The sequence below is a fragment of the Rhodococcus sp. NPDC003382 genome (assembly GCF_053589135.1).
Genome location: NZ_JBSFRH010000015.1, coordinates 53,599 through 77,382, shown reverse-complemented (window position 1 = coordinate 77,382; position 23,784 = coordinate 53,599). Strand labels below are relative to the sequence as shown.

The window sequence follows — 23,784 nt, the reverse complement described above, 5'->3', positions numbered from 1 at the left end:
AACCGTGCATCCGGAGCGACGGGCGGGACCTATTCCCCTACCGTGGGAAGAATGAGCGCCCAAGACCTCCCGATCGACCTGCGTCGCGCACTCGTCACGGTCGCGCGATCCCCCCGACTGCTCGTGGCGTCGGACTACGACGGAACGGTCGCGCCCATCGTCGCCGATCCCGACAAGGCGTTCCCTCACGCCGAATCGGTCCGCGCCCTGCGCGCGCTCGCGGGGCTGCCGTCGACGTCGGCCGCCGTCATCTCCGGCCGCGCACTCAAGGACCTGGCAGCGCTGTCGCGTCTTCCCGCCGAGGTCCAGCTGGTCGGTAGCCACGGCTCCGAGTTCGACATCGGATTCGTGCACGCCATCGACACCGACGCCAAGGAGTTGCTGCGCGGCATCATCGCCGGACTCGACAACGTCGCCCGGCTCTACGACGGCGTGCACGTGGAGATCAAACCCGCGAGTGCGGCCCTGCACGTGCGCAATGCGAGCGAACGCGACGCCGAGCTCGCGCTGGCCACCGTCCGCGCCGACCTGGCGCGCCTGCCCGGCGTGCAGGTCACCGAGGGCAAGTCCGTGATCGAACTGTCCGTCGTGCCCACCGACAAGGGTCGCGCGCTCGACATCATCCGGCATCAGGAATCGGCGACGGCGGCGGTGTTCTTCGGCGACGACGTCACCGACGAGAAGGCGTTCCGGTCGCTGCACGGGCCGGATGTCGGAATCAAGGTCGGTGACGGCGACACCAGCGCCGAGTTCCGGGTTTCGAGCACCGAGGACGTCGCCGCGGCCATGGCGTTCCTGCTCGACCAGCGCCGCACGTGGCTGTCCGGTGCGGACGCCCCGCGCATCGAGCGTCTCACCATGCTCGCGAGTCCCCGGACCAAGGCCCTGATCACCCCCGACGGCACCATCTCGTGGCTGTGCCATCCGGAACCGGATTCGGCCGCGGTGTTCGCGCATCTGCTCGGCGGGGAGGCCGCCGGCCACTTCACGATCGGCCCGCTCCGCGAGGCCCTGCCGCTGAGCCAGCGGTACGTCGACTCCACGATGACCGTGGTCACCCGGTGGGCGAGCCTGGCGGTCATCGACTATCTGCCGCACGACGTCGAGCCCGGCCGTACCGATCTGACGCGCGTCATCACCGGCACCGCGAAGGCGGTCGTCACGTTCGCCCCGCGCCCCGAGTTCGGACAGGGGCAGGTCATCCTCGAGGCCGTCGACGACGGCCTGCGGGTGTTCGGCCTCAACGAGCCGTACGTGCTGCGCTCCCCCGACGTGCGGTGGGACATCACCACCGACGGAACGCAGCAGACCGCGCACGCGGTGGTCGATCCGTCGGAGAACGATATCATCCTCGAGTTCCGTTGCGGAACAGAAGATTTGAGCCCACACCCGGTTGCGGAGGTGGAGCGGCGCGCACAGGCCGAGGCGTACTGGTGGCAGTGGGCCGCGGAACTCGACCTGCCGCCGCTCAAGCCGGACCTCATCAAGCGGTCCGCGCTCACGCTGCGCGGTCTGGTTCACGAGCCGACCGGCTCGATCCTGGCCGCGGTGACGACATCGCTGCCCGAGGAGATCGGCGGCGTCCGCAACTGGGACTACCGCTACTGCTGGCTCCGCGACGCCGCGCTCACCGCCCACGCCCTGGTCGGTGTCGGTTCGCTCGGCGAGGCCGAGGCCTACCTGGACTGGGTGCACCGCGTGCTCGAGACGATCCCCGGGCCGGAACGCCTGCATCCGCTGTATTCGCTTGCCGGCGGCCCACTTCCGCCCGAGGCGGTGCTCGACAACCTGCCCGGCTACGCCGGGTCCCGGCCGGTGCGGGTCGGCAACGCCGCCAACCAGCAGGTGCAGCTCGACGTGTTCGGGCCGATCGTCGACCTGATCTCGGCGCTCGCGCACCGACGCGAGGAACGCGGCATCCCGCACGCCGAAGCGCTGACCGACCGCGATTGGGACCTGGTGTGCGCCATGGTCACCGCCGTGCAGCGGCGGTGGTTCGAACCCGATCACGGCATCTGGGAGATCCGGGACAACCCGCGGCACCACGTGTACTCGAAGGTGATGGGCTGGCTCACCGTCGACCGGGCCCTGACGCTGGCCGCGAAGTTCGGCCGCACCGCCGGTGAGGGGTGGACGGAACTTCGGGACGAGATCGCCGACGAGGTGCGGGAGAAGGGCTGGAACGAGGATGTCCGCTCCTACACCGCCGCCTACGACGGCACCGACCTCGACGCCGCGACGCTGTTCGTCGGTCTGACCGGCCTGGTCGATCCGAGCGACGAGAGGTTCTATGCGACGGTGGTCGCGACCGAGGCCGAACTGCGCAGCGGCTCGACGGTGTACCGGTACCGGCACGAGGACGGACTGCCCGGCACCGAGGGTGGTTTCCACCTGTGTGCCGCGTGGCTCGTCGAGGCCTATCTGCTGGTCGGCGCCCGCCCTCAGGCGGAGGCCCTGTTCGCGCAGCTCGTGGCGGCGGCCGGTCCGACCGGCCTGCTCAGCGAGGAGTACGACCCGGTCGCCGAACGGGCCCTGGGCAACCATCCGCAGGCGTACAGCCACATCGGGCTCCTGCGCTGCGCCCAGCTTCTGTCGGGACACTCCACCTAAGGCGCCTACCGAAACGACACCCGCTCACGTCCTGGACGTGAGCGGGTGTCGTTTTCGTCGGCGGGTCGGTCGGCGGTTCACGTGATGCCGACGAGGCGGTACGCCTCCCGGATCGAGTCGACCTTGCCCTTCCGGTCCGGGTCGCCCCCGAAGTAGGTCAGGCCGACGTCGACGGTTGCCTGGAGCGCGTCGGTGAACGTCGCTCGCGGTGTCAGCCGGGCCATCGCCAGGTAGGTCAGGACCGCGACGTCCTCGACCGTGAACACGCGTGCCCCGTTCTTGGTCATAGTGAGCAGGTTGTGCACCGCCTTGTTGTGGATGCTGCTGTTGAAGTGGACCCAGCCCTGATCGTTGCGGTTGCTCGGCAACTCACCGGGACGCAGCGCACGGAAGTTGTTCATGTGTGCGGGATGTCCAGTTCGGGTGGGGTCTTCGAAGTCGCGGAGCGGTCGGCCGTCCGGGCGGAGCCCGGCACCGATCTTCCAGTCCCACGTGCTCACGTCGTGGCGGTCCGGCGCGGTGTACCAATTGCCGATGACGACTCCCGCGACATCCGCGTACGACTCGTTGAGAGCCCCGGACTGGTTTGCGTACACGAGGTTCGAGGTCGACTCGATCACCCCGTGGGTGAGTTCGTGGCCGATGACGTCGAGGTACCGCGACAAGCTCACGAGCCGGCCGTTCCGGGAGATCTGCCCGTACCACATCCGGCGCTTCCACCAGAAGGCGTTCAGCAGTGTCGGCGGGGGTTCCATGCTTGCTGCGGTGGCGTTGACCAGCGAGATCAGATCCATGCCCTTGTCGTCGATGCCGTCGCGCTGCAGGACGACCTTGTAGAAGTCCTGGACCCGGGAGGCGTTGAGGTGCGCGGAGACGGCGGCCCGGTTGGTCGTGCCGAAGTCGCTCGTGGGGGCCTCGACGGGATTGCGCGGCACCGGTGGGTCGCTGTCGAGATCCGCGAACCGCAGGTCGTAGGTGTGGACCGCACGCAGCGGATCGGAGAGCCGGCAGATGGTGCCGTTCGGATCCGCGAGCTGCCCGAGGAGCGTCTGGTGGTCGTCGTTCTCGTCGACTCCGACGCACCGGGCCGGGGTCGGAAGCGCGGTCGCCACGGCGCTGTAGCAGAACAGGATCTCTCCGTCGTGGGCATCGACGAGGTAGTCGAAGGACGGCGGGACCGGTCGAGGTCCCATTCCGCGCACCTCGTCCGCGTCGCCGGCGGCTTCGTCGCCGGTGGTGGGAGGCTCGGCCGGGACCTCGGCGAACAACCATGCCAGGTGCCACGACCCCGAGTCCTCGTCCTTGTAGAAGGTGAGGGTCGCGCCCACCCCGACGTCGGGAGGCAGATCATTGCCGGTGTACCGAGCGAGCCTCGCGAGCGCCTCCGCTCGATCGAGAGACTCGATCGGGTCGACACCGGTGACCTCGTCGAGCCGCGCGTTCACACTCACGAGTTCGCGTGATTCGGTCATTTCGACGACGGCCCCGGACCCGAAGACCGGGATGTTCCGTGACGTCTGGTGGAAGCGCACCTGTCGGGTTCCGGCCGCCCGCAGGTCCTGCTCACCGTCGAACACCAGACCCGGTACCCGTTCGGGCCGTTCGGGTTCCACCAGGGATTCGAGGGACGGGCGGTCGTCGCTCCGGAGCAGCTGATCCACGTAGAACCGGGCTGCCGCCTCGTTGCTGGTGAAGATCGGTGCGGGGGCGTCGAATTCCGGCGCGGCGGCCCCGGCCGGGAACGACTCCGGCGACCGTGCGTTCTCGTCCGGGGACACCGCCGGGTCCTCGGCGACGTGGTAGTGGAGGAATTCCAGGGAAGTAGACATACGAAACACCTTCGGTTTCTTGCATGTTCGAGTTCGGCGACTGCCGCGTACGGCTCGCCGCGGTCGCGAGGTGCGGCCACGATTCGACGGTAGGGCGAGCGGCCGACCACCACACGGGTAGTCCGCTACCTCAATCTGCGCGGCGCACTGCTACCGATTTGCGCAACGGCCTGCAGCAGTCGGGTAGCACGCGGTTGCCGACGGGAAAGACAGCCGCGCGCGGGATTCCGCGCGCCGGTGTCTTCCTGCCGCGCGGCCGCCGCCTACGCACGGATTATTCAGCGCACCAAAGGCTTTCGGCCGGACCTGCGGTGCGTCCGGGGAGTAGTTCGGTCTCCAGCGTCTCGACCTGAGCGACCCCCGAGTGCGACGGGGCCGCGAGCAGGAGTTCGCCGGTGCGGCGGCCCTTCTCCTTCTGCGGCTGACGGATGGTGGTCAGCCCCTCGCGCAGCGCCTCGTCGATGCCGTCGAAGCCGGTGATCGACAGGTGCCCGGGCACATCGAGCCCGGAGTTGTGCGCCCACGCGAGCGCACCCAGCGCGAGAACGTCGGTGGTGCACATGAGCGCGGTGATCCGCGGATCGGCCGTCATCGCCTGTGCGGCACCGGCTGCACCGTCGTCGGCGGTGTGGGCGTACCGCTCGACGACGGTGAGTTCGGCGGGATCGAGTCCGGCGGCGGTCATCGCCTCCTGCACCCCACGGATCCGTTCGTGCTGCACGTGGAAGCTCTCGGTGGCGAAACGCGAGGCGTCGGCGACACCGTCGTGGCGGTCGCGGCCGAGCCGCATGGAGACGATGCCGATCCGCTGGTGTCCCAATCCGATGAGGTACTCGGCGAGGCGTCGCATCGAACCGCGGTCGTCGATGCCGACGAGCGGTGCGGTGGCGATGCCGCGCGGCTGATCGCACACCACGATCGGGAGGTGCCGTTCGAGGACGGCCGCCAGGTAGGGGTCGCCGTCGGGTACCGAGTAGACGACGAAACCGTCGACGGAGGATCGGTGCACGACCTGCGCAGCCTCTTCGTCGTCGCGGCCCGGGCCGGCCGGGACGAGGAGCAGACCCTGTCCGGCGGCCTCGCAGGCCTCGGACAGTCCGGACAGGAAGGTCATGGCGGCGGGGTCGCGGAACGAGTAGCTCAGCGCTTCGGTGAGCAGAACACCGACGGTCCCGGCCTTGCGGGTGCGCAGCGACCGCGCCATCGGGTCGGGCCCAGGATATCCGCGCCGCTTGGCGACCTCGAGGACACGTTCGCGCAGTTCCGCGGACAGCTGATCGGGCCGGTTGTACGCGTTGGAAACCGTGGTCCGCGAGATCTTCAGCTCGGCCGCGATCGAGGCCAGAGTGGCCTGGCGACGAGGCTGACGAGACCTGGGCATGCACGGACCGTAGCTGTGTGTTGCCTGTCACGGCCACCCGGGTCCGGTCAAAAGTCCCGATCCGGTCCGCTAAAGTAGAACGGTAACGGTTTCCAATAACGTTAGGGTTGCCTCCCGCGGACACGCCCGACGTCGAATCCAGGAGAAGGATCAGTGCGACTGTCCCCCCGCACGCGTGCCGCCACCGCCACCGCAGCCCTCGCCTGCGCCACCGCACTGAGCCTGACCGCGTGCGGCTCGACCGGGGACAAGGATTCGAACGAGATCAAGGTCGTCGCATCGACGAACGTGTGGGGTTCGGTCGCACAGGCCGTCGCGGGCGACCGCATCGAGGTCCGGTCCCTGATCACGGAGCCGTCCGCAGACCCCCATTCCTACGAGGCCAGCCCGACCGACGCGGCGGCGATCAGCGACGCGTCGCTCGTCGTCTACAACGGCGGCGGCTACGACCAGTTCGTCGACGACGTCCTCGAGACCACGAACACCGGTGCGGCGACCGTCGACGCCTTCGCCCTGTTCGAGTCCGGCGAGAACAGCGACCTGCACGACGGGCACGCGCACGGAGCGGAGACAACCGGTGGGAACACCGCGGCGACCGGTGCCGACGAGGCGCACGACGAGGGCCACGAAGACGAAGGCCACGAAGCCGAGGGCCACGAAGAGGACAGCCACGCCACCGAGAGCGCCGGCGAGGACGGCCACAGCGAGGACGGACACGAGGGCCACGACCACGGCGGTGTGAACGAGCACGTCTGGTACGACCTCGCGACCGCCGACGCCGTCGCCCACTCCGTCGCCGACCGCCTCGCAGAACTCGATCCCGAAGGTGCGGACGTCTATCGCGCCAACGCCGAGGCGTTCCACACCCGGTTGCACGAGGTCTCCGACGGCATCGCGGCCGTCGCGGCCGAGCACCCGCAGGCACCGATCGCGCAGACCGAACCGATCGCGCACTACCTGGTCCTCGCGGCGACGCTGAACGATCTCACCCCCGCCGACTTCACCAACGCCGTCGAGAACGGCACCGATCCCTCCCCCGCGTCCATCGCCGCCACCCGCCAGCTGCTGCTGGACAAGCAGGTCCGGGCTCTGATCTACAACCCGCAGACCGAGGACAAGGTCAGCCGCGAGATGCGCAAGGCCGCGGAACAGGCCGGCATCCCGGTCGTGGAGGTGTTCGAGACGCTGCCCGAGGGCGTCGACTACGTCCAGTGGCAGACCGGCACCGTCGAGAAGCTGGCCGCCGCACTCGGCACCCCGGCCTGATCCGCCCGCTCGAGAAACACGGAATCCGGTGAGCACACACAACCCCGACCGTTCCCCCTCCGTAGAACCCGCCGCAAAACTGAGCAACGCGCGGCTGGCGTTCGGCGAACGCACGCTGTGGGAGAACCTCGATCTGACCGTCCAACCCGGCGAGTTCGTCGCGGTACTCGGACCCAACGGTGCCGGGAAGTCGTCGCTGCTCAAGGTCCTGCTCGGCCAGCTTCCACTCAGCGCGGGCACCGCCACCATCGCCGGTACCCCGGCGAGGACCGGGAACTCGCACGTCGGGTACGTGCCGCAGCAGAAGTCGCTCGACGAAGGTGTGCCGCTCCGCGGCCGCGACCTCGTCGGCCTCGGTGTCGACGGGCACCGGTGGGGTACGGGGGTGCGTTTCTGGAAGACGCGGCGCACCGCGGTGGACGCCGCGATCGCCCAGGTCGGGGCCGAGTCCTACGCGAACGCCCCGATCGGTTCGCTGTCCGGCGGAGAGCAGCAGCGGCTGCGCATCGCGCAGGCGCTCGTCGGCGACCCGCGTGTCCTGCTGTGCGACGAACCGCTGCTCAGCCTCGATCTGGCCAACCAGCACCTGGTGTCCACTCTCATCGACCGGCGTCGCCGCGACCACGACACCGCGGTGCTGTTCGTCACCCACGAGATCAATCCGATCCTGCCGCTCGTCGATCGTGTCCTCTACCTGGTCGACGGCCAGTTCCGCATCGGCACCCCCGCCGAGGTCATGACCTCCGAGGTGCTGTCCGAGCTGTACCGCACCGACGTGGAAGTCCTCGAGATGCGCGGCCGCCTCGTCGTCGTCGGCACCGGCGACGCCATCGATGCGCTCGGCAGCGCCGGCGGCCTGCGCCCCGGCGAGGGCGTCCATCACGACCATCACGAGGATCACTGATGAGCAGCAAGTTCTCCGACGCGATGAGCCGCATGTTCGACTGGCAGGACACCGTCGAGTTGCTGCAGTACGACTTCGTGCAGCAGGCGCTGCTCGCCGGTGCGATCCTCGGTCTGCTCGCGGGCATCATCGGCCCGCTGATCGTGAGCCGGCAGATGGCGTTCTCGGTGCACGGCACCTCCGAACTGTCGCTGACGGGCGCCGCCGCGGCGCTGCTCATCGGCGTCTCGGTCGGGATCGGCGCGGTCTTCGGCGCCGTCGTCGCGGCGATCCTGTTCGGCATTCTCGGCACCCGCGCCCGCGAACGCGACTCGGTGATCGGCGTGGTCATGGCCTTCGGGCTGGGCCTGGCCGTGCTGCTGCTGTGGGCCTACGACGGCCGCACCGGCGCCGCGTTCTCCCTGCTCACCGGACAGATCGTCGCGCCCGGCGGCACCGGGATCGCGGTGCTGGCCGTCTGCGCCGTGGTCGTCGTCGGCACGCTGATCTTCATCTACCGGCCGTTGCTGTTCGCGAGCACCGACCCCGAGGTCGCCGCCGCGCGCGGTGTCCCGGTCCGGGCGCTGTCGATCGTGTTCGCGGTGCTGGTCGGCATCACCGCCGCGCTCGGGGTGCAGATCGTCGGCGCGCTGCTGGTGATGGCCCTGCTCATCACGCCCGCGGCGGCGGCCGCGCGGATCGCGAGCAGCCCGCTCGCCGCAACGGCCCTGGCGGTGGTGTTCGCGGAACTCGCCGCGGTCGGCGGCATCCTGCTGGCGCTCGCACCGGGCGTGCCCGTCTCGAGCTTCATCACCGCGATCGCCTTCGTCATCTACCTGGTGTGCCGGTTCGTCGGGTCGGCCCGGCAGCGGCGGGGCGCGGGCCGAGCGGTCGCCGCACACTGAGGTCGGGCCCGCCTGATCGGAGTCGATACGCTCCTTTCATGGCGACGGAGGACACGGCAGACAAGCAGAACCCCGGGACCGGGCGGTGGGAATTCTGGATCGATCGTGGGGGCACCTTCACCGACGTCGTCGGGCGGCGACCCGACGGCACGCTGGTCACCCACAAGCTGCTGTCGGAGAATCCGTCCCGCTACCGTGACGCGGCCGTGGCGGGTATCCGCGCGCTGCTCGGCGTGCCCGAGGACGCACCCGTCGGCGCCGATCTCGTCGAGCAGGTCCGCATGGGCACCACCGTCGCGACGAACGCACTGCTCGAACGCAAGGGTGTGCGCACGGCGCTGGTGATCACCGCCGGCTTCCGCGACGCCCTGCGCATCGGCTACCAGAACCGGCCGCGCATCTTCGACCGCAACATCGTGCTGCCCGAGCTGCTGTACGAGCGGGTGATCGAGGTGGACGAACGGGTCCGCGCCGACGGGACCGTGCTGCGGGCCCCCGACCTCGATGCGCTCGAACCGGAATTGCGCGCCGCACACGCGGACGGCATCGACTCGGTCGCGGTCGTCTGCATGCACAGCCACCTGTATCCCGAGCACGAACGCGCGGTCGGGGAACTCGCCGAGAAGATCGGCTTCGGCCAGATCTCGCTGTCCGCGGTCGCCAGCCCCTTGATGAAGGTGGTGCCGCGCGGAGACACCGCTGTCGTCGACGCCTACCTGTCGCCGGTGCTGCGCAACTACGTCGACCGTGTCGCCGAGCAGCTGCCCGGGGTGCGGCTGATGTTCATGCAGTCCAACGGCGGCCTGACCGAGGCGCAGCACTTCCGCGGCAAGGACGCCATCCTGTCCGGGCCGGCCGGCGGCATCGTGGGCATGACCCGGATGTCGGAGATCGCCGGGTTCGGGAAGGTCGTCGGCTTCGACATGGGCGGCACGTCCACCGACGTGTCGCACTATGCCGGTGAGTACGAGCGGGTGTTCGATACCGTCGTCGCGGGTGTGCGGCTGCGCGCACCGATGATGGACATCCACACCGTCGCCGCCGGCGGCGGGTCGATTCTGCACTTCGACGGCAGCCGCTACCGGGTCGGTCCCGATTCGGCGGGTGCCGATCCCGGTCCGGCGTCCTACCGGAACGGCGGGCCGCTGACGGTCACCGACGCCAACGTGATGCTGGGTCGCGTCCAGCCCGAGCACTTCCCGCACGTGTTCGGTCCGGGCGGCGACCAGCCCCTCGACAGCGACACGGTGCGTGCCCGATTCACCGACCTCGCCGCGGAGATCCGCACCGCCACCGGCGACGACCGTTCCCCGGAGCAGGTCGCCGAGGGCTTCCTGCAGATCGCGGTCTCGAACATGGCGAACGCGGTCAAGAAGATCTCGGTGCAGAAGGGGCACGACGTCACCGAGTACGCGCTGACCACCTTCGGCGGGGCGGGCGGCCAGCACGCCTGCGCGGTCGCCGATGTGCTCGGCATCCGCACGGTGCTGGTGCCGCCGCTCGCCGGTGTGCTCTCCGCTCTCGGAATGGGCCTGGCCGACACCGCCGCGATGCGCGAACAGTCCGTCGTCGTCGAACTGTCCGACGAGGCGATGCCCCGGCTGCACGCTGTCGCCGGCGAGCTGGAGGCCGACGCCCGTGCGGAGCTGCGGGACGAGGACATCCCCGACGACCGGATCGTGGTGAGCCGGTCCGCGCATCTGCGGTACGACGGGACCGACACGTCGGTGCCGGTACCGCTGGCCGACCCGGCGACGATGACCTCGGAGTTCGAGGCGATACACCGGCGCACGTATTCGTTCCTCATGGACCGGCCGCTGATCGTCGACGCGGTCGCGATCGAGGCCGCCGGGTTGACCCGCCGTCCCGATCTGACCGGTCTCGGCAGTGCCGACGCCCGCGGCGAGCAGCCTCCCGCCCGGGTGAGGATGTTCGTCGACGGTGCGTGGCGCGAAGTGCCGTTGTACCGGCGCGAGCATCTGACACCCGGCACCGAGGTCGCCGGCCCTGCGATCGTCGCCGAGGACCTGTCCACCACCGTCGTCGAGAACGGCTGGCGGGCAACGCTGTCCGATCACGGTCATCTGGTACTCGAACGACTCGCGGCTCTCGCCGGCGCGGACGTCGGCACCGAGGCCGACCCGGTGCTGCTGGAAATCTTCAACAACCTGTTCATGTCGATCGCCGAACAGATGGGCACCACCCTCGAATCCACCGCTCAGTCCGTCAACATCAAAGAGCGACTGGACTTCTCGTGCGCGCTGTTCGATCCGGACGGCAATCTCATCGCGAACGCCCCGCACATCCCGGTGCATCTCGGGTCCATGGGCACCAGCGTCCAGGAGGTCGTGCGGCGCCGAGTGGGTTCGATGAAGCCGGGCGATGTGTACGCCGTCAACGATCCGTACCACGGCGGCACCCACCTGCCGGACGTCACGGTCATCACCCCGGTGTTCGATGCCGACGGCGACACCATCCTGTTCCACGTCGCATCACGCGGGCACCACGCCGAGATCGGCGGCCTGACACCGGGTTCGATGCCGGCGGGCAGCCGCGACATCCGTGAGGAGGGCGTGCTGTTCGACAACTGGCTGCTCGTCGAGAACGGCAACTTCCGCACCGACGAGACGCGGGAACTCCTCACCTCCGGGCCGTATCCGTCGCGCAATCCCGACACGAACCTCGCGGATCTGCGCGCCCAGGTCGCCGCGAACGCGCGTGGCGTCACCGAGGTCGGCCGGATGATCGAGCACTTCGGACTCGACGTCGTGCAGGCCTACATGCGGCACGTGCAGGACAACGCCGAGGAGGAGGTGCGCCGCGTCGTCGACCGACTCGAGGACGGGCACTACCGGTACGAGACGGATTCGGGTGCGGTGATCGAGGTCCGCGTCACCGTCGACCGCGAATCACGTTCGGCGACGATCGATTTCACCGGAACCTCCGCCCAGCTGCCGACGAACTTCAACGCGCCGACGGCGGTGGCGCGTGCCGCGGTGCTGTACGTGTTCCGGACACTCGTCGCGGACGACATCCCACTCAACGACGGATGCCTGCGCCCGCTGCACATCGTCATCCCGGAGGGGTCGATGCTCGCGCCCGAGTACCCGGCCGCGGTGGTCGCGGGGAACGTCGAGACCTCACAGGCCGTGACCGGCGCGCTCTACGCGGCGCTGCGGGTGCAGGCCGAGGGCGCCGGCACGATGAACAACGTCACCTTCGGCAACGCGCGGCACCAGTACTACGAGACGCTCGGCTCGGGATCCGGCGCGGGCGACGGCTTCGACGGCACCTCGGTGGTCCAGACGCACATGACGAACTCGCGGCTCACCGACCCGGAGGTCTTCGAATGGCGGCTGCCGGTGCTGCTCGAGGAGTACTCGATCCGCGCGGGCAGCGGCGGTCGCGGCCGCTGGCACGGCGGTGACGGCGGCACCCGGCGGATCCGGTTCCTCGAGCCGATGACCGTCAGCACCCTGTCCGGGCATCGGCGTGTTCCGCCCTACGGCATGGCCGGCGGCGAGCCGGGGTCGCTCGGCGCGAACCGGATCGAACGCGCCGACGGCTCGGTGACCGAGATGGCCGGATGCGATTCGGTGGACGTCGGGCCGGGCGACGTCCTGCTCGTCGAAACACCGGGCGGAGGAGGGTACGGCCGGCCCTGACGAAACCCCGGGCACCGGACGGCCCGGTGCGCGAGAATCTCGGTATGGCTTGGCTCGAGATCGTTCGCAGCGGAGCTCTGACCACGATCCAGGATCGTGGACGCGCCGGGGACGCCGAGGCCGGGATCTCCGAATCCGGTGCGGCGGACCTCACCTCGCACGACACAGCGAACCGCCTCGTCGGCAACGACCCAGTTGCCGCAACCCTCGAGGTGACCGTCGGCGGGCTCGAGATCCGCAGTATCGGGCCGACGATCGTCGCGGTCACCGGCGCCCGGGTCGCGGTCGCGGTGAACGGCCGGCCGCAGGGCGACTACGCGATGCTGCGCCTGAACGACGGTGATGTCCTCACACTCGGCGCCCCGTCGGAGGGATTACGCACGTATGTGGGGGTGCGCGGCGGCATCGACGTGCCGGAGGTGCTCGGCAGCCGCGCCACCGACACGCTGTCCGGGGTCGGCCCGGCGCCCGTGCGCGCCGGGGACCGCCTGCTCGTGGGGGGACTCGCCGCGGAACTGCCGACGGAAGTGCAGATTCCGCCGCCCGCCGAGACGCCCGAACCGGCCGTGCTGCGGGTCCGTCGCGGACCCCAGGAACACTGGTTCACACCCGGAGCGGTCGAAGCACTGACCCGGGAGATCTGGTCGGTCACACCGGAACTCGATCGCCGCGGAATCCGTCTGCACGGACCGGGGCCCCTGCACCGGGCCGGTCGGGACAGGTTCGCCGGCGAGCCGACGGTCGCGGGAGCGATCCAGGTTCCCCGGGACGGGCATCCCATCCTGCTGCTCGCGGACCATCCCGCCGTCGGCGACTATCCGGTGATCGCGGTCGTCGTGCCCGAGGACGTGCACATCGCAGCGCAACTGCGGCCGGGACACCACATCCGGTTCCATCGCGCACGGTGACGGGGGCGAACCCGTCACCGTCGCCGTGTCACTTGCGGCGCTGACGCGCGATGTCGGCGAGGACGACGCCCGCCGCGACCGACGCATTGAGCGACTCGACGTCGCCGGCCATCGGGATCGACAGGATCGAATCGCACGTCTCGCGGACGAGGCGCGACAGGCCCTTGCCCTCGGAACCGACGACGACCACGACCGGATCGGTGCCGTCGAAGTCGTCGAGGCTCGTGTCGCCACCCGCGTCGAGACCCACGACCCGCACACCCTGGGACTGCCAGTCCTTGAGGGTCCGCGTCAGGTTCGTGGCCCGCGCGACGGGAAGCCGCGCCGCGGCACCGGCGCTGGTACGCCACGCGACGGCCGTCACCGACGCGCTGCGGCGCTGCGGGATGACCACGCCGTGCCCACCGAATGCGGCGACCGAGCGGATGACGGCACCGAGGTTGCGCGGGTCGGAGATGTTGTCGAGCGCCACCAGCAGCGGCCGCTCGTGGTTGTCGCGGGCGGCCGCGATCAGATCGTCCGGGTGCGCGTACCGGTACGGCGGCACCTGGAGACCGATGCCCTGGTGCATGCCGTTCGCGGTGAGCCGGTCGAGCTCGCTGCGCTGCACCTCGAGGATCGAGATCCCCGTCTCGGCGGCGCGCTGGACGGCTTCCTTGAGCCGCTCGTCGGACTCGGCGCCGATCGCGACGTACAGCGCGGTCGCGGGCACACCGGCCCGCAGGCACTCGACGACCGGGTTACGGCCGAGCACCATTTCCGGACCGTCCTCGGCCTTCCGGCCAGCCGGTCGGCGACCTCCGCCACCGCCGCGCTGGTCGGCGTTCTTCGCGGCGGCACGCGCACGCCGGGCAGCGGGATGGTACGGCCGGTCCTCGGCCTTCGGGGTCGCGCCGCGACCCTCGAGACCACGGCGTCGCTGACCGCCGGAGCCGACGACCTGCCCCTTCTTGCTTCCGCCCTTGCGGACTGCTCCGCGGCGCTGAGAATTGCCAGCCATCACTGCCCTGCTTTCAAGGACCACTCGGGTCCGTTCGGCGTATCGGTCACTTCGATGCCCGCCTTCGCCATCCGGTCGCGCACTTCGTCGGCGACCGCCCAGTTCTTCTCCGCGCGCGCGAGCTGACGCCGCTCGAGTTCGGCGGCGACGAGCACATCGAGCGCAGCGAGCGCCGCGGATTCGTCGCGGGACTGCTCCAGCCAGTGCGGATCGAGCGGGTCGAGACCGAGGACGCCGAGCATCGCGCGGACCTGGCCCGCGATGTGCACGGCGGCGTCGAGGTCGCCCGCGTCGAGCGCCTTGTTGCCCTCGCTGCGCCGGCCGTGGATCTCGGCGAGCGCCTTCGGCACACCCAGGTCGTCGTCGAGAGCCGCGGCGAACGCCTCGGTCCAGGTCCCGAGCGGGACGTCGCCCGCGCGGTCGCGGGTCTTGAGCACGAACGATTCGAGGCCCCGGTAGGCGGCGGCCGCCTCCTGCAGTGCCGCATCGGAGTACTCGAGCATCGAACGGTAGTGGGCACTGCCCAGGTAGTACCGCAGTTCCTGTGGACGGACGTGCTCGAGCACGTTCGGGATCGACAGCACGTTGCCGAGCGACTTGGACATCTTCTCGCCGCCCATGGTGACCCAGCCGTTGTGCAGCCAGTACCGCGCGAAACCGTCGCCCGCGGCCTTGGCCTGCGCGATCTCGTTCTCGTGGTGCGGGAACACCAGGTCCATGCCGCCGCAGTGGATGTCGAAGGTCCCGCCCAGGTAGTAGCCGGCCATCGCCGAGCACTCGAGGTGCCAGCCCGGCCGTCCGCGACCCCACGGGGTCGGCCAGGACGGTTCACCGGGCTTCTCGGCCTTCCACATCGTGAAGTCGCGGGGGTCGCGCTTGCCCTGGCCCGCGCTCTCGCCCTGGTGGACGTCTTCGAGCTTGTGCCCGGACAGGGATCCGTACTCCGGGTAGCTGAGCACGTCGAAGTAGACGTTGCCGTCGGCCGCGTAGGCGTGGCCCGCGTCGATGAGCCGCTGCATCAGGTCGACCATCTGGGTGATGTGGCCGGTCGCGCGGGGCTCCACGGACGGCGGCAGTACTCCGAGGGCGTCGTAGGCGCGGTTGAAGGCGCGCTCGTACGTCGACTTCCACTCCCACCACGGGCGACCCGCCTCGGCGGCCTTCCGGAGAATCTTGTCGTCGATGTCTGTGACATTTCTCACAAAAGCGACGTCCAGGCCTTGCGCGGACAGCCACCGACGCAGTACGTCGAACGCGACGCCACTGCGCACATGACCGATATGGGGTTCGCCCTGCACGGTGGCGCCACACAGGTACACCGAGGCATGGCCGGGGACCAGCGGGACGAAATCCCGCACGGCCCGCGTTTCGGTGTCGTAAAGGCGCAAGGTCACGACCAGCGATCCTACCGTTCCGTCTCGAGGGGCAGGACCAGAGCAGTCGCGATCGCCGCCACACCCTCGCCCCGGCCGGTGAGGCCGAGCCCGTCGGTGGTGGTCGCCGAGACCGATACCGGGGCGCCGAGCACGTCGGACAGGACCTTCTGCGCCTCGTCGCGACGCGGCCCGATCTTCGGGCGATTCCCGATGACCTGGACCGCGGCGTTCCCGATCGTGAAACCGTTCGCGTCGAGCAGTCGCCGGACCTCGGCGAGCATCGACGCCCCGCTCGCCCCGGCCATCTCCGGCCGATCCGTGCCGAACACGGAACCGAGATCGCCGAGACCCGCGGCGGAGAGCAACGCATCGCACAGCGCGTGAGCTGCGACATCACCGTCCGAATGGCCCGAGCACCCGTCGGCACCCTCGAACAGCAGCCCCGCCATCCAGCACGGTTTCCCTGCCTCGACGGGGTGGACGTCGGATCCGATACCGACTCGCACGGTGCTAACGCTCCTGTTCTCGTTCGGCCGATTCCCGGGCTCCGGTCTCCGACTCGAGCAGCGCTCGGGCCAGGACCAGGTCCAACGGCGTCGTTATCTTGAAGGCCAGAGGGTCGCCGGCGACGGTGTGCACCCGCTCACCGAGCCGTTCGACGAGGCCCGCGTCGTCGGTGGCGTCACCGGCGTCGTCGTTCGCCCGGCGCAGCAACGCGATGTCGAATCCCTGAGGAGTCTGCACCGCACGCAGGGTGGACCGGTCCGGTGTGCCGGTGACCCACCCGTCGGTGTCGATGCTCTTGATGGTGTCGGCGACCGGCAGGACCGGAATCACCGCGTCCTTGCCCTCGCGCAGTTCCCCCGCGACCCGCACGCACAGGTCCGGCGGGGTCAGGGCCCGCGCCGCGTCGTGCACGAGCACGAATCGGGCGTCGCCCGCGGCGTCGAGGCCGGCCCGCACCGAGTCGGCGCGCTCCGCGCCACCGGCGACCACCGTGATGCGTCCGTCCGGGACGGCCCCGACGAGCTCGTCGACGGGTGTCCCGGCCAGTTCGGCAGGCACGATGATCACGACGCGGTCGACCGCGCCGGAGTCGATCATGGTGTGCACCGCACGGTCGAGCATCGTGCGGCCTCCGAGTTCGACGAACGCCTTGGGAAGCGATTCCCCCAGACGTACGCCGCGGCCGGCCGCCGGAATGATTCCGACGACCGGCCCGCTACGATCGTTCAACTGCTGTTTTTCGATGTTCGCTGCTGCCACGCCTCAGGACGCGGCGGCGAGCACCTCGTCGAGCAGCGTCTCCGCCTTGACGTCGTCCGTTCCCTCGGCGAGCGCGAGCTCACCGACGAGGATCTGCCGAGCCTTGGCGAGCATCCGCTTCTCACCTGCGGAAAGTCCGCGATCCTGCTCACGACGCCACAGGTCGCGCACAACTTCCGCGACCTTGTTCACGTCGCCGGACGCGAGCTTCTCGAGGTTGGCCTTGTATCGGCGCGACCAGTTGGTCGGCTCTTCGGTGTGTGGTGCGCGCAGAACCTGGAAAACCTTGTCGAGGCCTTCTTGCCCGACGACGTCGCGAACACCGACGTATTCCGCGTTTTCAGCAGGTACCCGTACGGTCAGGTCGCCCTGCGCGACTTTCAGAACCAGATATTCCTTCTGCTCACCCTTGATGGTGCGTGTTTCGATTGCTTCGATCAGCGCCGCACCGTGATGGGGGTATACGACGGTGTCTCCGACCTTGAAAATCATGTGTCCCGTGCCCCTTTCGATTCTTCGAGTTTAACACGCGACCACATTCGCCCCTCATCAACGGTGCAGGTCAGGGGCACCGACGCATGCGCGTAGGGCTTGACATGCAACCGGTTCCGTGCATCTCGTGACTTCCGACACAGGCCGCCCAATATCATGATTCGCAGGGCGCGCGTACGCGTCGCCGTGCAATCGGTGTGCCGCCGGAACGGCCCCGGGGAAGACTGCGCCGCCGGCAACTACTACTCTGCCTAGTGGATTGCGAGCCTTACTCGAGTGGAGGACAACCCGTGACTGCTCTGAACGCGCCGACTCGCCGAGTCGCGACTGCTCTCGCCCTGGCCGCCGGGGCAGCGCTCACACTGTCCGCATGCGGCGCCGGCCAGATCAGCCAGACCGCCACCCAGGTCGCGGCCATCAACGGCAACAGCGGCAACGTCGGCCAGATCGCACTGCGCAATGTGCACGTGATCTACCCCGATTCCGAGGAGTACTCCCTCGAGCCCGGCGGCAAGGCCGCCCTCGGCTTCAGCATCGTCAACCTCGATCCGTACACCCCGGACAAGCTGACCGGCATCTCCACCGATTTCGCGGCCGCCGCGACCGGTGTCGGTGACCTCGAGATTCCGCCGGGCCGCTCCGTCGTCGCAGGTCTTCCGCCTGCCGAGGCCGCCGAGGCCGAGGGACTCGTCGTCGACGAGTCGCCGAAGCCGGCCGGTGACGAGGAGGAGCCGGACACCGCGGTGCCCGTCGCCGTCGAGCTGACCGGCCTGAAGGAGGGCGTCCGCCCCGGCCTGACCATCCCGGTCACCTTCACGTTCGCCGAGGCCGGCGACGTGACCGTCAGCGTTCCCGTCGACGCGGGCCCGGAGATGGAGCGGCACGAGTCCGACAAGTCTCCGGTGGTCGGCGAGAGCCACTGACCCGATCTCACGAGGGCGGGGCCGGACGAGCATTGCTCGTCCGGCCCCGCCCTCGTTTCGGTGGAGGTCCGGTGTCGGTCCGCGCCTCTATCGTGCTGTCCGTGGCCAAGACGAAATCGATCTACCGTTGCAGCGACTGCGCGCACACCGTCGCGAAATGGGTGGGGCGCTGCCCCGAGTGCGGCACGTGGGGGTCGATGGACGAGACAGCGGCCGTTCCCGCCGCGGTCGCCGCACGCCCGGGAACCTCTCTGGCGCGCGCCGGTGCCGCCGCGATCCTGCCGACCACACCCGCCACGCCGCTGACGCTCGTCGACGGCAAGGCCACGCACGCCAAACCGACCGGCATCTCCGAACTCGACCGGGTGCTCGGCGGTGGGGTGGTGCCGGGGTCGGTCGTTCTGCTCGCCGGTGAACCGGGCGTCGGTAAGTCCACGCTGCTCCTCGAGGTCGTGCACCGCTGGGCACAGCGCAGCCCCGACGACCGCTCGCTGTACGTCACCGGCGAGGAATCCGCTGGTCAGGTGCGGCTGCGCGCCGATCGCACCGGCTCGGTGCACGAACGGGTCTTCCTCGCCGCCGAATCCGATCTCGCGACGATCTTCGGTCACGTCGAACAGGTGAAGCCGACGCTGCTCGTCGTCGACTCCGTGCAGACGATGCTCGCCGCCGACGTCGAAGGCGTCTCCGGCGGTGTCACCCAGGTGCGGGCCGTCACCAGCGCGCTGACCTCGCTCGCCAAGGCCAGCGGCGTCCCGGTGCTGCTCATCGGTCACGTCACCAAGGACGGCGCGGTCGCCGGGCCACGATCGCTCGAGCATCTCGTCGACGTCGTGCTGCACTTCGAAGGAGACAAGCATTCGACGCTGCGCATGGTGCGCGGCGTGAAGAACCGTTTCGGGGCCGCCGACGAGGTCGGCTGCTTCGAACTGTCCGAGGACGGCATCGCCGGAGTCAGCGACCCGTCCGGGCTGTTCCTGCAGCACCGCACCGAGGAGGTCGCCGGAACCGCGATCACCGTGACCATGGACGGCAAGCGTCCGATGCTCGGTGAGTTGCAGGCGCTGGTGGTGCCCACCCACAACCCGTCGCCGCGGCGGGCGGTGAGCGGGCTCGACTCCGCCCGGGTCGCGATGGTCCTCGCCGTGCTGGAACGTCGCTGCAGGATCCCGCTGGGCAAGTGCGACGTCTATGCGTCGACGGTCGGCGGCATGCGGATCACCGATCCGTCCGCGGACCTCGCCCTGGCACTCGCGGTCGCGTCGGCGGTGCGCGAGAAACCGCTGCCGGCGGGCACGGTACTGCTCGGCGAGGTCGGGCTCGCCGGTGAGGTCCGGCGCGTGTCCGGCGTGGGCCGGCGACTCGCAGAGGCCGGCCGGCTCGGCTTCACCCGCGCGCTGGTCCCGCCCGGCACCGAGGGCGTCCCCAAGTCGGTGAAGGCGACCGAGGTGGGCAACGTCGGACAGGCGCTGGCGGCGCTGCGGAGCTAGTCGGTGCCGGATGCGAACATATGTTCGTGTCCGATGCGACGATCCTGCACGCCGACCTCGACGCGTTCTACGCGTCGGTGGAGCAGCGCGACGATCCGTGGCTGCGGGGCCGGCCGGTAGTCGTGGGCGGCGGGGTCGTGCTTGCCGCGAGCTACGAGGCGAAGGCGTACGGGATCAAGACGGCAATGTCCGGACGGGCCGCCCGCGCGCTGTGTCCGGGCCTGATCTCGGTACCGCCGCGCATGGACGCCTACACCCGCGCGAGCCGCGACGTGTTCGCCGTCTTCGACCGGACGAGCCCGATCGTGGAGGGCATCTCCATCGACGAGGCGTTCCTCGACGTGGGCGGGCTGCGCCGGATCGCGGGCACGCCCCTGGAGATCGCGACAAGGCTGCGCCGCGACGTCGCCGAGCAGGTCGGGCTGCCGATCACCGTCGGGGTCGCGCGCACGAAGTTCCTCGCGAAGGTCGCCAGTGGCGTCGCGAAACCGGACGGACTGCTGCTCGTGCCACCGGACGGCGAACTGCAGTTCCTGCATCCGCTGCCCGTCGAACGCCTGTGGGGCGTCGGCAAGGTCACCGCCGCCACGCTGCACGCCCACGGCATCCGCCGCGTCGCCGACGTCGCGAGCCACAGTGAGAGCGACCTGGTGGCGCTGCTCGGGAAGGCCACCGGCCGCCACCTGCACGCACTGGCCAACGGCGTCGATCCCCGGACCGTCCGCACCCGGCGACGACGCCGGTCGATGGGAGCCCAGCACGCGCTCGGACGCGGCTACCACGATTCGGACTCCGTGGCTGCGACCCTCATGCTGCTCGTCGACAAGGTGACCCGGCGGATGCGGGCGGCCGATCGGCTCGGCCGCACGGTCGTGCTGCGACTGCGCTTCGCCGACTACACGCGCATCACCCGGTCGCACACGCTGCCGGTCGCGACCGCGCGCACCGACACCGTCCGCGACACCGCCCTGGACCTGCTGCATGCCGCGTGGCCGCTCGTCGCCGATCGCGGGCTGACGCTCGTGGGTGTCGCGGTCACCAATCTCGACGACGAGGACACCGAACAGCTGGAACTGCCGTTCGACGACGTCGTCGAACAAGGCGGCAACGCCGCGGGCGAGGTCGTCACACACCGGCCGATCGACCGACATGCCCTCGACGCCGTGCTCGACGACGTGCACAACCGCTTCGGATCCGGGTCCCTGACGTCCGCGACACTCCTCGGCCGCGATCACCGCCCCGGCGTGCCGCTCCTGCCGGACTGAGCCGGGCCGGCCCGACGAGGTAGCGCTACACCGACGAGGTGCCGTGCGGCGAGACCGGGACGCCGTCGACGTAGTCCTTGCCCTTGTCGAAGTGCTCGGCACCGACCGTGAGGAACAGACCCCGGGACGTCGCGACCACGATGTCGGGATCGGCCATCGGGCCCTCCACGATGCGGACCTCTGCGCTCGTGTACACCTTGCGGCGCACCGTGCCGTCCAGCCGGGCGCGGAACTCGAGCACCGACCCGAGCGGGATCGGCCGCGCGAAATCCACCTGGAGATGACCGGTGACGACCGGCCGCTGCAACACCATGCACGCCATGCCCTGAACTTCGTCGAACGCGCTGGTCAGGATGCCGCCGTGGATGAAACCCGGTCCGCCCTGGTAGTAGGTGGCGACGTCGAGGCGGCCGAGGACCTCGAGCCCCTCCCCGACCGTGCAGTGCATCTTCAGCCCGCCCGGCTGGTCGTCACCGCACCCGAAGCACTTGCTCCAGTGCGGGGGCAGTGCCTCACCCGGCCGCGGATGGTTCTCCGGAATCTCCGGAAGTACGAGGTCAGCGGGCAACGTCCAGGTGCTACTCATGACGCAGTAATGTAGTTCCGCGATCGGCTGCCTCCGCCGGGTAGACCGTGCAATTGTGATTGCCGCCGCATCGGCCGCCCGAGGGAGGAGCAAGGTATGTCCGACGTGTCGTCCGCGACGCTGCGCGACACGATCGCCCGCCTCGCCCCCGGCACGGCACTGCGCGACGGGCTCGAACGGATCCTGCGCGGACGCACCGGCGGCCTGATCGTCCTCGGTTTCGACGAGCGGGTCGCGGCCCTGTGCGACGGCGGTTTCGAACTCGACGTCGAGTTCGCCCCGACCCGGCTGCGCGAACTGTCGAAGATGGACGGTGCCGTCGTCGTCTCCACCGACGGAACGCGCATCGTGCGCGCCAACGTGCAGCTGGTTCCCGACCATCGCATCCCGACCGTCGAGTCCGGGACCCGGCACCGCGCGGCCGAGCGCACCGCGATCGAAACCGGCTATCCGGTGGTGTCGGTGAGCCAGTCGATGAGCATCGTGAGTGTGTACGTGGCCGGCCACCGGCACGTCATCAACGATTCCGCGACGATCCTGTCGCGCGCCAACCAGGCCGTCGCGACCCTCGAGCGGTACAAGGCGCGGCTGGACGAGGTCACCCGTCAGCTGTCCGTGGTCGAGATCGAGGACTTCGTGACGCTGCGCGACGCGCTGACCGTGGCCCAGCGCCTCGAGATGATGCACCGCGTGTCGGTGGAAATCGAACAGGACGTGCTCGAACTCGGCACGGACGGCCGGCAGCTGGCACTGCAGCTCGAGGAACTGGTCGGCGACAACCAGCTGGCGCGCCAGCTCATCGTCCGCGACTACCTCGCCGGAACCGAGGCACCGTCGTCCGCCGATGTCGAACGCACCCTCGAGGTCCTCGAACACCTGACCGACGTCGACCTGCTGGACCTGACGGTCCTGGCCCGCGCCTTCGGATATCCGGGGACGATCGAGGCTCTCGACACCGCGATGAGCCCGCGCGGATACCGGGTCCTGCACCGGGTGCCGCGGCTGCAGACCGCGCAGATCCATCGGCTGGTCGGATCGTTCGGGACCCTGCAGGGACTGCTCGCGGCGACCGCCGCGGACATCCAGTCCGTCGACGGCATCGGCGCCCTCTGGGCCCGGTACATCCGCGAAGGACTGTCACGCCTCGCGGAGGCGTCCATCAACGGACCGTACGACTGACTCGCTGCGCTCGGGCTACCGAGACTCCGCTCTCAGGCGAGACCGCGCTTCAGGCGACGTTGAACGGCTCCGGGGTGCTGCGCAGCCCACCGAGCTGGCCGACGACGCTGTATGCGCCCGGACCGACCGGTTCGCGCGGCTGCTGGCAGCCGGGCGCCGACGTGGTGCCGGACCACTTCACCGAGAACGCCGCCTGGTCACCCGGAGCCAGCGTGCGCACGTCCGCTGTCGACTCGGGGAAGCAGTCGGTGTTCGACCAGAATCGGGTCCCCCCGTCGAGGCTGTAGACCAGCACCTGCTGCAGGCCGGCTCCGAGGTCGCGTTCGCACTGCTCGGTTCCGATGTTGGTGATGACGATCGTGAACGCGGGTTCGTCGCCGACGCGATAGTTCGGCTGATCCGCGGTCACGCGAACCGCCAGCGACTGGTCGGGGCACTGCCCCGCGGCGACCGGCGTCGCGGTCGTACTCGAGGTGGTCGTGGCGGACGCAGACGTTCCCGCCGACGTTCCCGTCGACGACCCACCGCCGGATCCGGCTGCGGCCGGCTCGGCGGTGGCGTCGGCGGACGTCGTCGTGGTCGCCGTCGTCGACGTGACCACGGCGGCGGTGTTCTCCGGCTCGGGGTCGTCACCGCCACCGGTCAGTGCCATTACCAGCCACACGACCAGAGCCAGCACGACCAAGCCGACACCCACGGCGAGTGCGCGGCGGCGCCAGTAGATCTCAGGGGGCAGCGGCCCGTTCGGTTGAAGCACGCC

General features: G+C 69.8%; 19 protein-coding genes. 10 read left to right on the top strand and 9 right to left on the bottom strand.

The genetic code is table 11. The features are described 5' to 3' along the window. The first annotated feature begins 51 nt into the window (after window positions 1–51). Window positions 52–2,610 (top strand): trehalose-phosphatase, encoded by a 2,559-nt coding sequence (gene otsB / locus ACWDUD_RS12800; RefSeq protein WP_450109567.1) that lies wholly within the window; start codon window positions 52–54, stop codon window positions 2,608–2,610. A 77-nt stretch (window positions 2,611–2,687) separates the two neighbouring features. Here the strand turns inward: otsB and ACWDUD_RS12795 are convergent, their stop codons facing one another. After that, window positions 2,688–4,439, bottom strand: a complete 1,752-nt coding sequence (locus tag ACWDUD_RS12795) for a M4 family metallopeptidase (RefSeq protein WP_450109566.1) — start codon at window positions 4,437–4,439, stop codon at window positions 2,688–2,690. Window positions 4,440–4,713: 274 nt separating this feature from the next. Further along, window positions 4,714–5,820: a LacI family DNA-binding transcriptional regulator gene (locus ACWDUD_RS12790; RefSeq protein WP_450109565.1), complete on the bottom strand. Its 1,107-nt coding sequence runs from the start codon at window positions 5,818–5,820 to the stop codon at window positions 4,714–4,716. A gap of 153 nt (window positions 5,821–5,973) precedes the next feature. On the opposite strand from ACWDUD_RS12790, the gene ACWDUD_RS12785 reads away from it, so the two are divergent. The 5 genes from ACWDUD_RS12785 to ACWDUD_RS12765 are packed head-to-tail and all read left to right on the top strand — an operon-like array spanning window position 5,974 to window position 13,447. Beyond that, window positions 5,974–7,086, top strand: coding sequence for a metal ABC transporter solute-binding protein, Zn/Mn family (locus tag ACWDUD_RS12785; RefSeq protein ID WP_450109564.1), 1,113 nt, complete (start codon window positions 5,974–5,976; stop codon window positions 7,084–7,086). Window positions 7,087–7,114: 28 nt separating this feature from the next. Beyond that, window positions 7,115–7,990 carry a metal ABC transporter ATP-binding protein gene (locus ACWDUD_RS12780; protein WP_450109563.1) on the top strand — a complete coding sequence of 292 codons (876 nt, stop codon included), beginning with the start codon at window positions 7,115–7,117 and terminating at the stop codon, window positions 7,988–7,990. Continuing rightward, window positions 7,990–8,874, top strand: a complete 885-nt coding sequence (locus ACWDUD_RS12775; RefSeq protein ID WP_450109562.1) for a metal ABC transporter permease — start codon at window positions 7,990–7,992, stop codon at window positions 8,872–8,874. Before ACWDUD_RS12780 ends, ACWDUD_RS12775 begins: the two co-directional genes overlap by 1 nt. Window positions 8,875–8,912: 38 nt before the next feature. Beyond that, the gene (locus tag ACWDUD_RS12770) at window positions 8,913–12,539 is read left to right on the top strand and encodes a hydantoinase B/oxoprolinase family protein (RefSeq protein ID WP_450109561.1); all 3,627 of its coding nucleotides are present in this window, start codon (window positions 8,913–8,915) and stop codon (window positions 12,537–12,539) included. 44 nt (window positions 12,540–12,583) lie between these two features. Continuing rightward, window positions 12,584–13,447 carry a 5-oxoprolinase subunit C family protein gene (locus ACWDUD_RS12765; protein WP_450109560.1) on the top strand — a complete coding sequence of 288 codons (864 nt, stop codon included), beginning with the start codon at window positions 12,584–12,586 and terminating at the stop codon, window positions 13,445–13,447. A gap of 28 nt (window positions 13,448–13,475) precedes the next feature. On the opposite strand, the gene rlmB is transcribed toward ACWDUD_RS12765, so the two are convergent. From rlmB to carD, 5 genes are read right to left on the bottom strand one after another with little or no spacing between them, the layout of a single operon-like run. Further along, window positions 13,476–14,447, bottom strand: a complete 972-nt coding sequence (rlmB, locus tag ACWDUD_RS12760; protein WP_197250929.1) for a 23S rRNA (guanosine(2251)-2'-O)-methyltransferase RlmB — start codon at window positions 14,445–14,447, stop codon at window positions 13,476–13,478. After that, window positions 14,447–15,841 (bottom strand): cysteine--tRNA ligase, encoded by a 1,395-nt coding sequence (cysS, locus tag ACWDUD_RS12755; RefSeq protein ID WP_450109559.1) that lies wholly within the window; start codon window positions 15,839–15,841, stop codon window positions 14,447–14,449. The genes rlmB and cysS overlap by 1 nt, the downstream gene beginning before the upstream one ends. Window positions 15,842–15,852: 11 nt before the next feature. After that, window positions 15,853–16,329, bottom strand: a complete 477-nt coding sequence (ispF, locus tag ACWDUD_RS12750; protein WP_450109558.1) for a 2-C-methyl-D-erythritol 2,4-cyclodiphosphate synthase — start codon at window positions 16,327–16,329, stop codon at window positions 15,853–15,855. Between the two features lie 4 nt (window positions 16,330–16,333). Next, window positions 16,334–17,059 carry a 2-C-methyl-D-erythritol 4-phosphate cytidylyltransferase gene (gene ispD / locus ACWDUD_RS12745; protein ID WP_450109557.1) on the bottom strand — a complete coding sequence of 242 codons (726 nt, stop codon included), beginning with the start codon at window positions 17,057–17,059 and terminating at the stop codon, window positions 16,334–16,336. Between the two features lie 33 nt (window positions 17,060–17,092). Next, a complete protein-coding gene (gene carD / locus ACWDUD_RS12740) occupies window positions 17,093–17,581 on the bottom strand; it encodes an RNA polymerase-binding transcription factor CarD (RefSeq protein ID WP_068155544.1) in 489 nt (162 codons plus the stop codon). A gap of 290 nt (window positions 17,582–17,871) precedes the next feature. Between carD and ACWDUD_RS12735 the strand changes: the two genes are divergently transcribed. The 3 genes from ACWDUD_RS12735 (at window position 17,872) to dinB (ending at window position 21,259) form a co-directional block, all read left to right on the top strand. Beyond that, window positions 17,872–18,504: a hypothetical protein gene (locus ACWDUD_RS12735; protein WP_450109556.1), complete on the top strand. Its 633-nt coding sequence runs from the start codon at window positions 17,872–17,874 to the stop codon at window positions 18,502–18,504. A 101-nt stretch (window positions 18,505–18,605) separates the two neighbouring features. Further along, window positions 18,606–19,994, top strand: coding sequence for a DNA repair protein RadA (radA, locus tag ACWDUD_RS12730; protein WP_248675797.1), 1,389 nt, complete (start codon window positions 18,606–18,608; stop codon window positions 19,992–19,994). 20 nt (window positions 19,995–20,014) lie between these two features. Beyond that, window positions 20,015–21,259, top strand: a complete 1,245-nt coding sequence (dinB, locus tag ACWDUD_RS12725) for a DNA polymerase IV (RefSeq protein WP_450109555.1) — start codon at window positions 20,015–20,017, stop codon at window positions 21,257–21,259. 25 nt (window positions 21,260–21,284) lie between these two features. On the opposite strand, the gene ACWDUD_RS12720 is transcribed toward dinB, so the two are convergent. After that, window positions 21,285–21,845, bottom strand: a complete 561-nt coding sequence (locus ACWDUD_RS12720) for a PaaI family thioesterase (protein ID WP_450109554.1) — start codon at window positions 21,843–21,845, stop codon at window positions 21,285–21,287. 96 nt (window positions 21,846–21,941) lie between these two features. Here ACWDUD_RS12720 and disA point away from each other — a divergent pair, with 96 nt between their 5' ends. Continuing rightward, entirely contained in the window at window positions 21,942–23,024 is a 1,083-nt protein-coding gene (gene disA, locus ACWDUD_RS12715; RefSeq protein WP_197252300.1) for a DNA integrity scanning diadenylate cyclase DisA, read from the top strand. 49 nt (window positions 23,025–23,073) lie between these two features. Here disA and ACWDUD_RS12710 read toward each other — a convergent pair whose 3' ends face one another. Continuing rightward, on the bottom strand, window positions 23,074–23,781 hold the full coding sequence (locus tag ACWDUD_RS12710) for a hypothetical protein (RefSeq protein WP_450109553.1): 708 nt from the start codon (window positions 23,779–23,781) through the stop codon (window positions 23,074–23,076). Window positions 23,782–23,784: the final 3 nt, after the last annotated feature.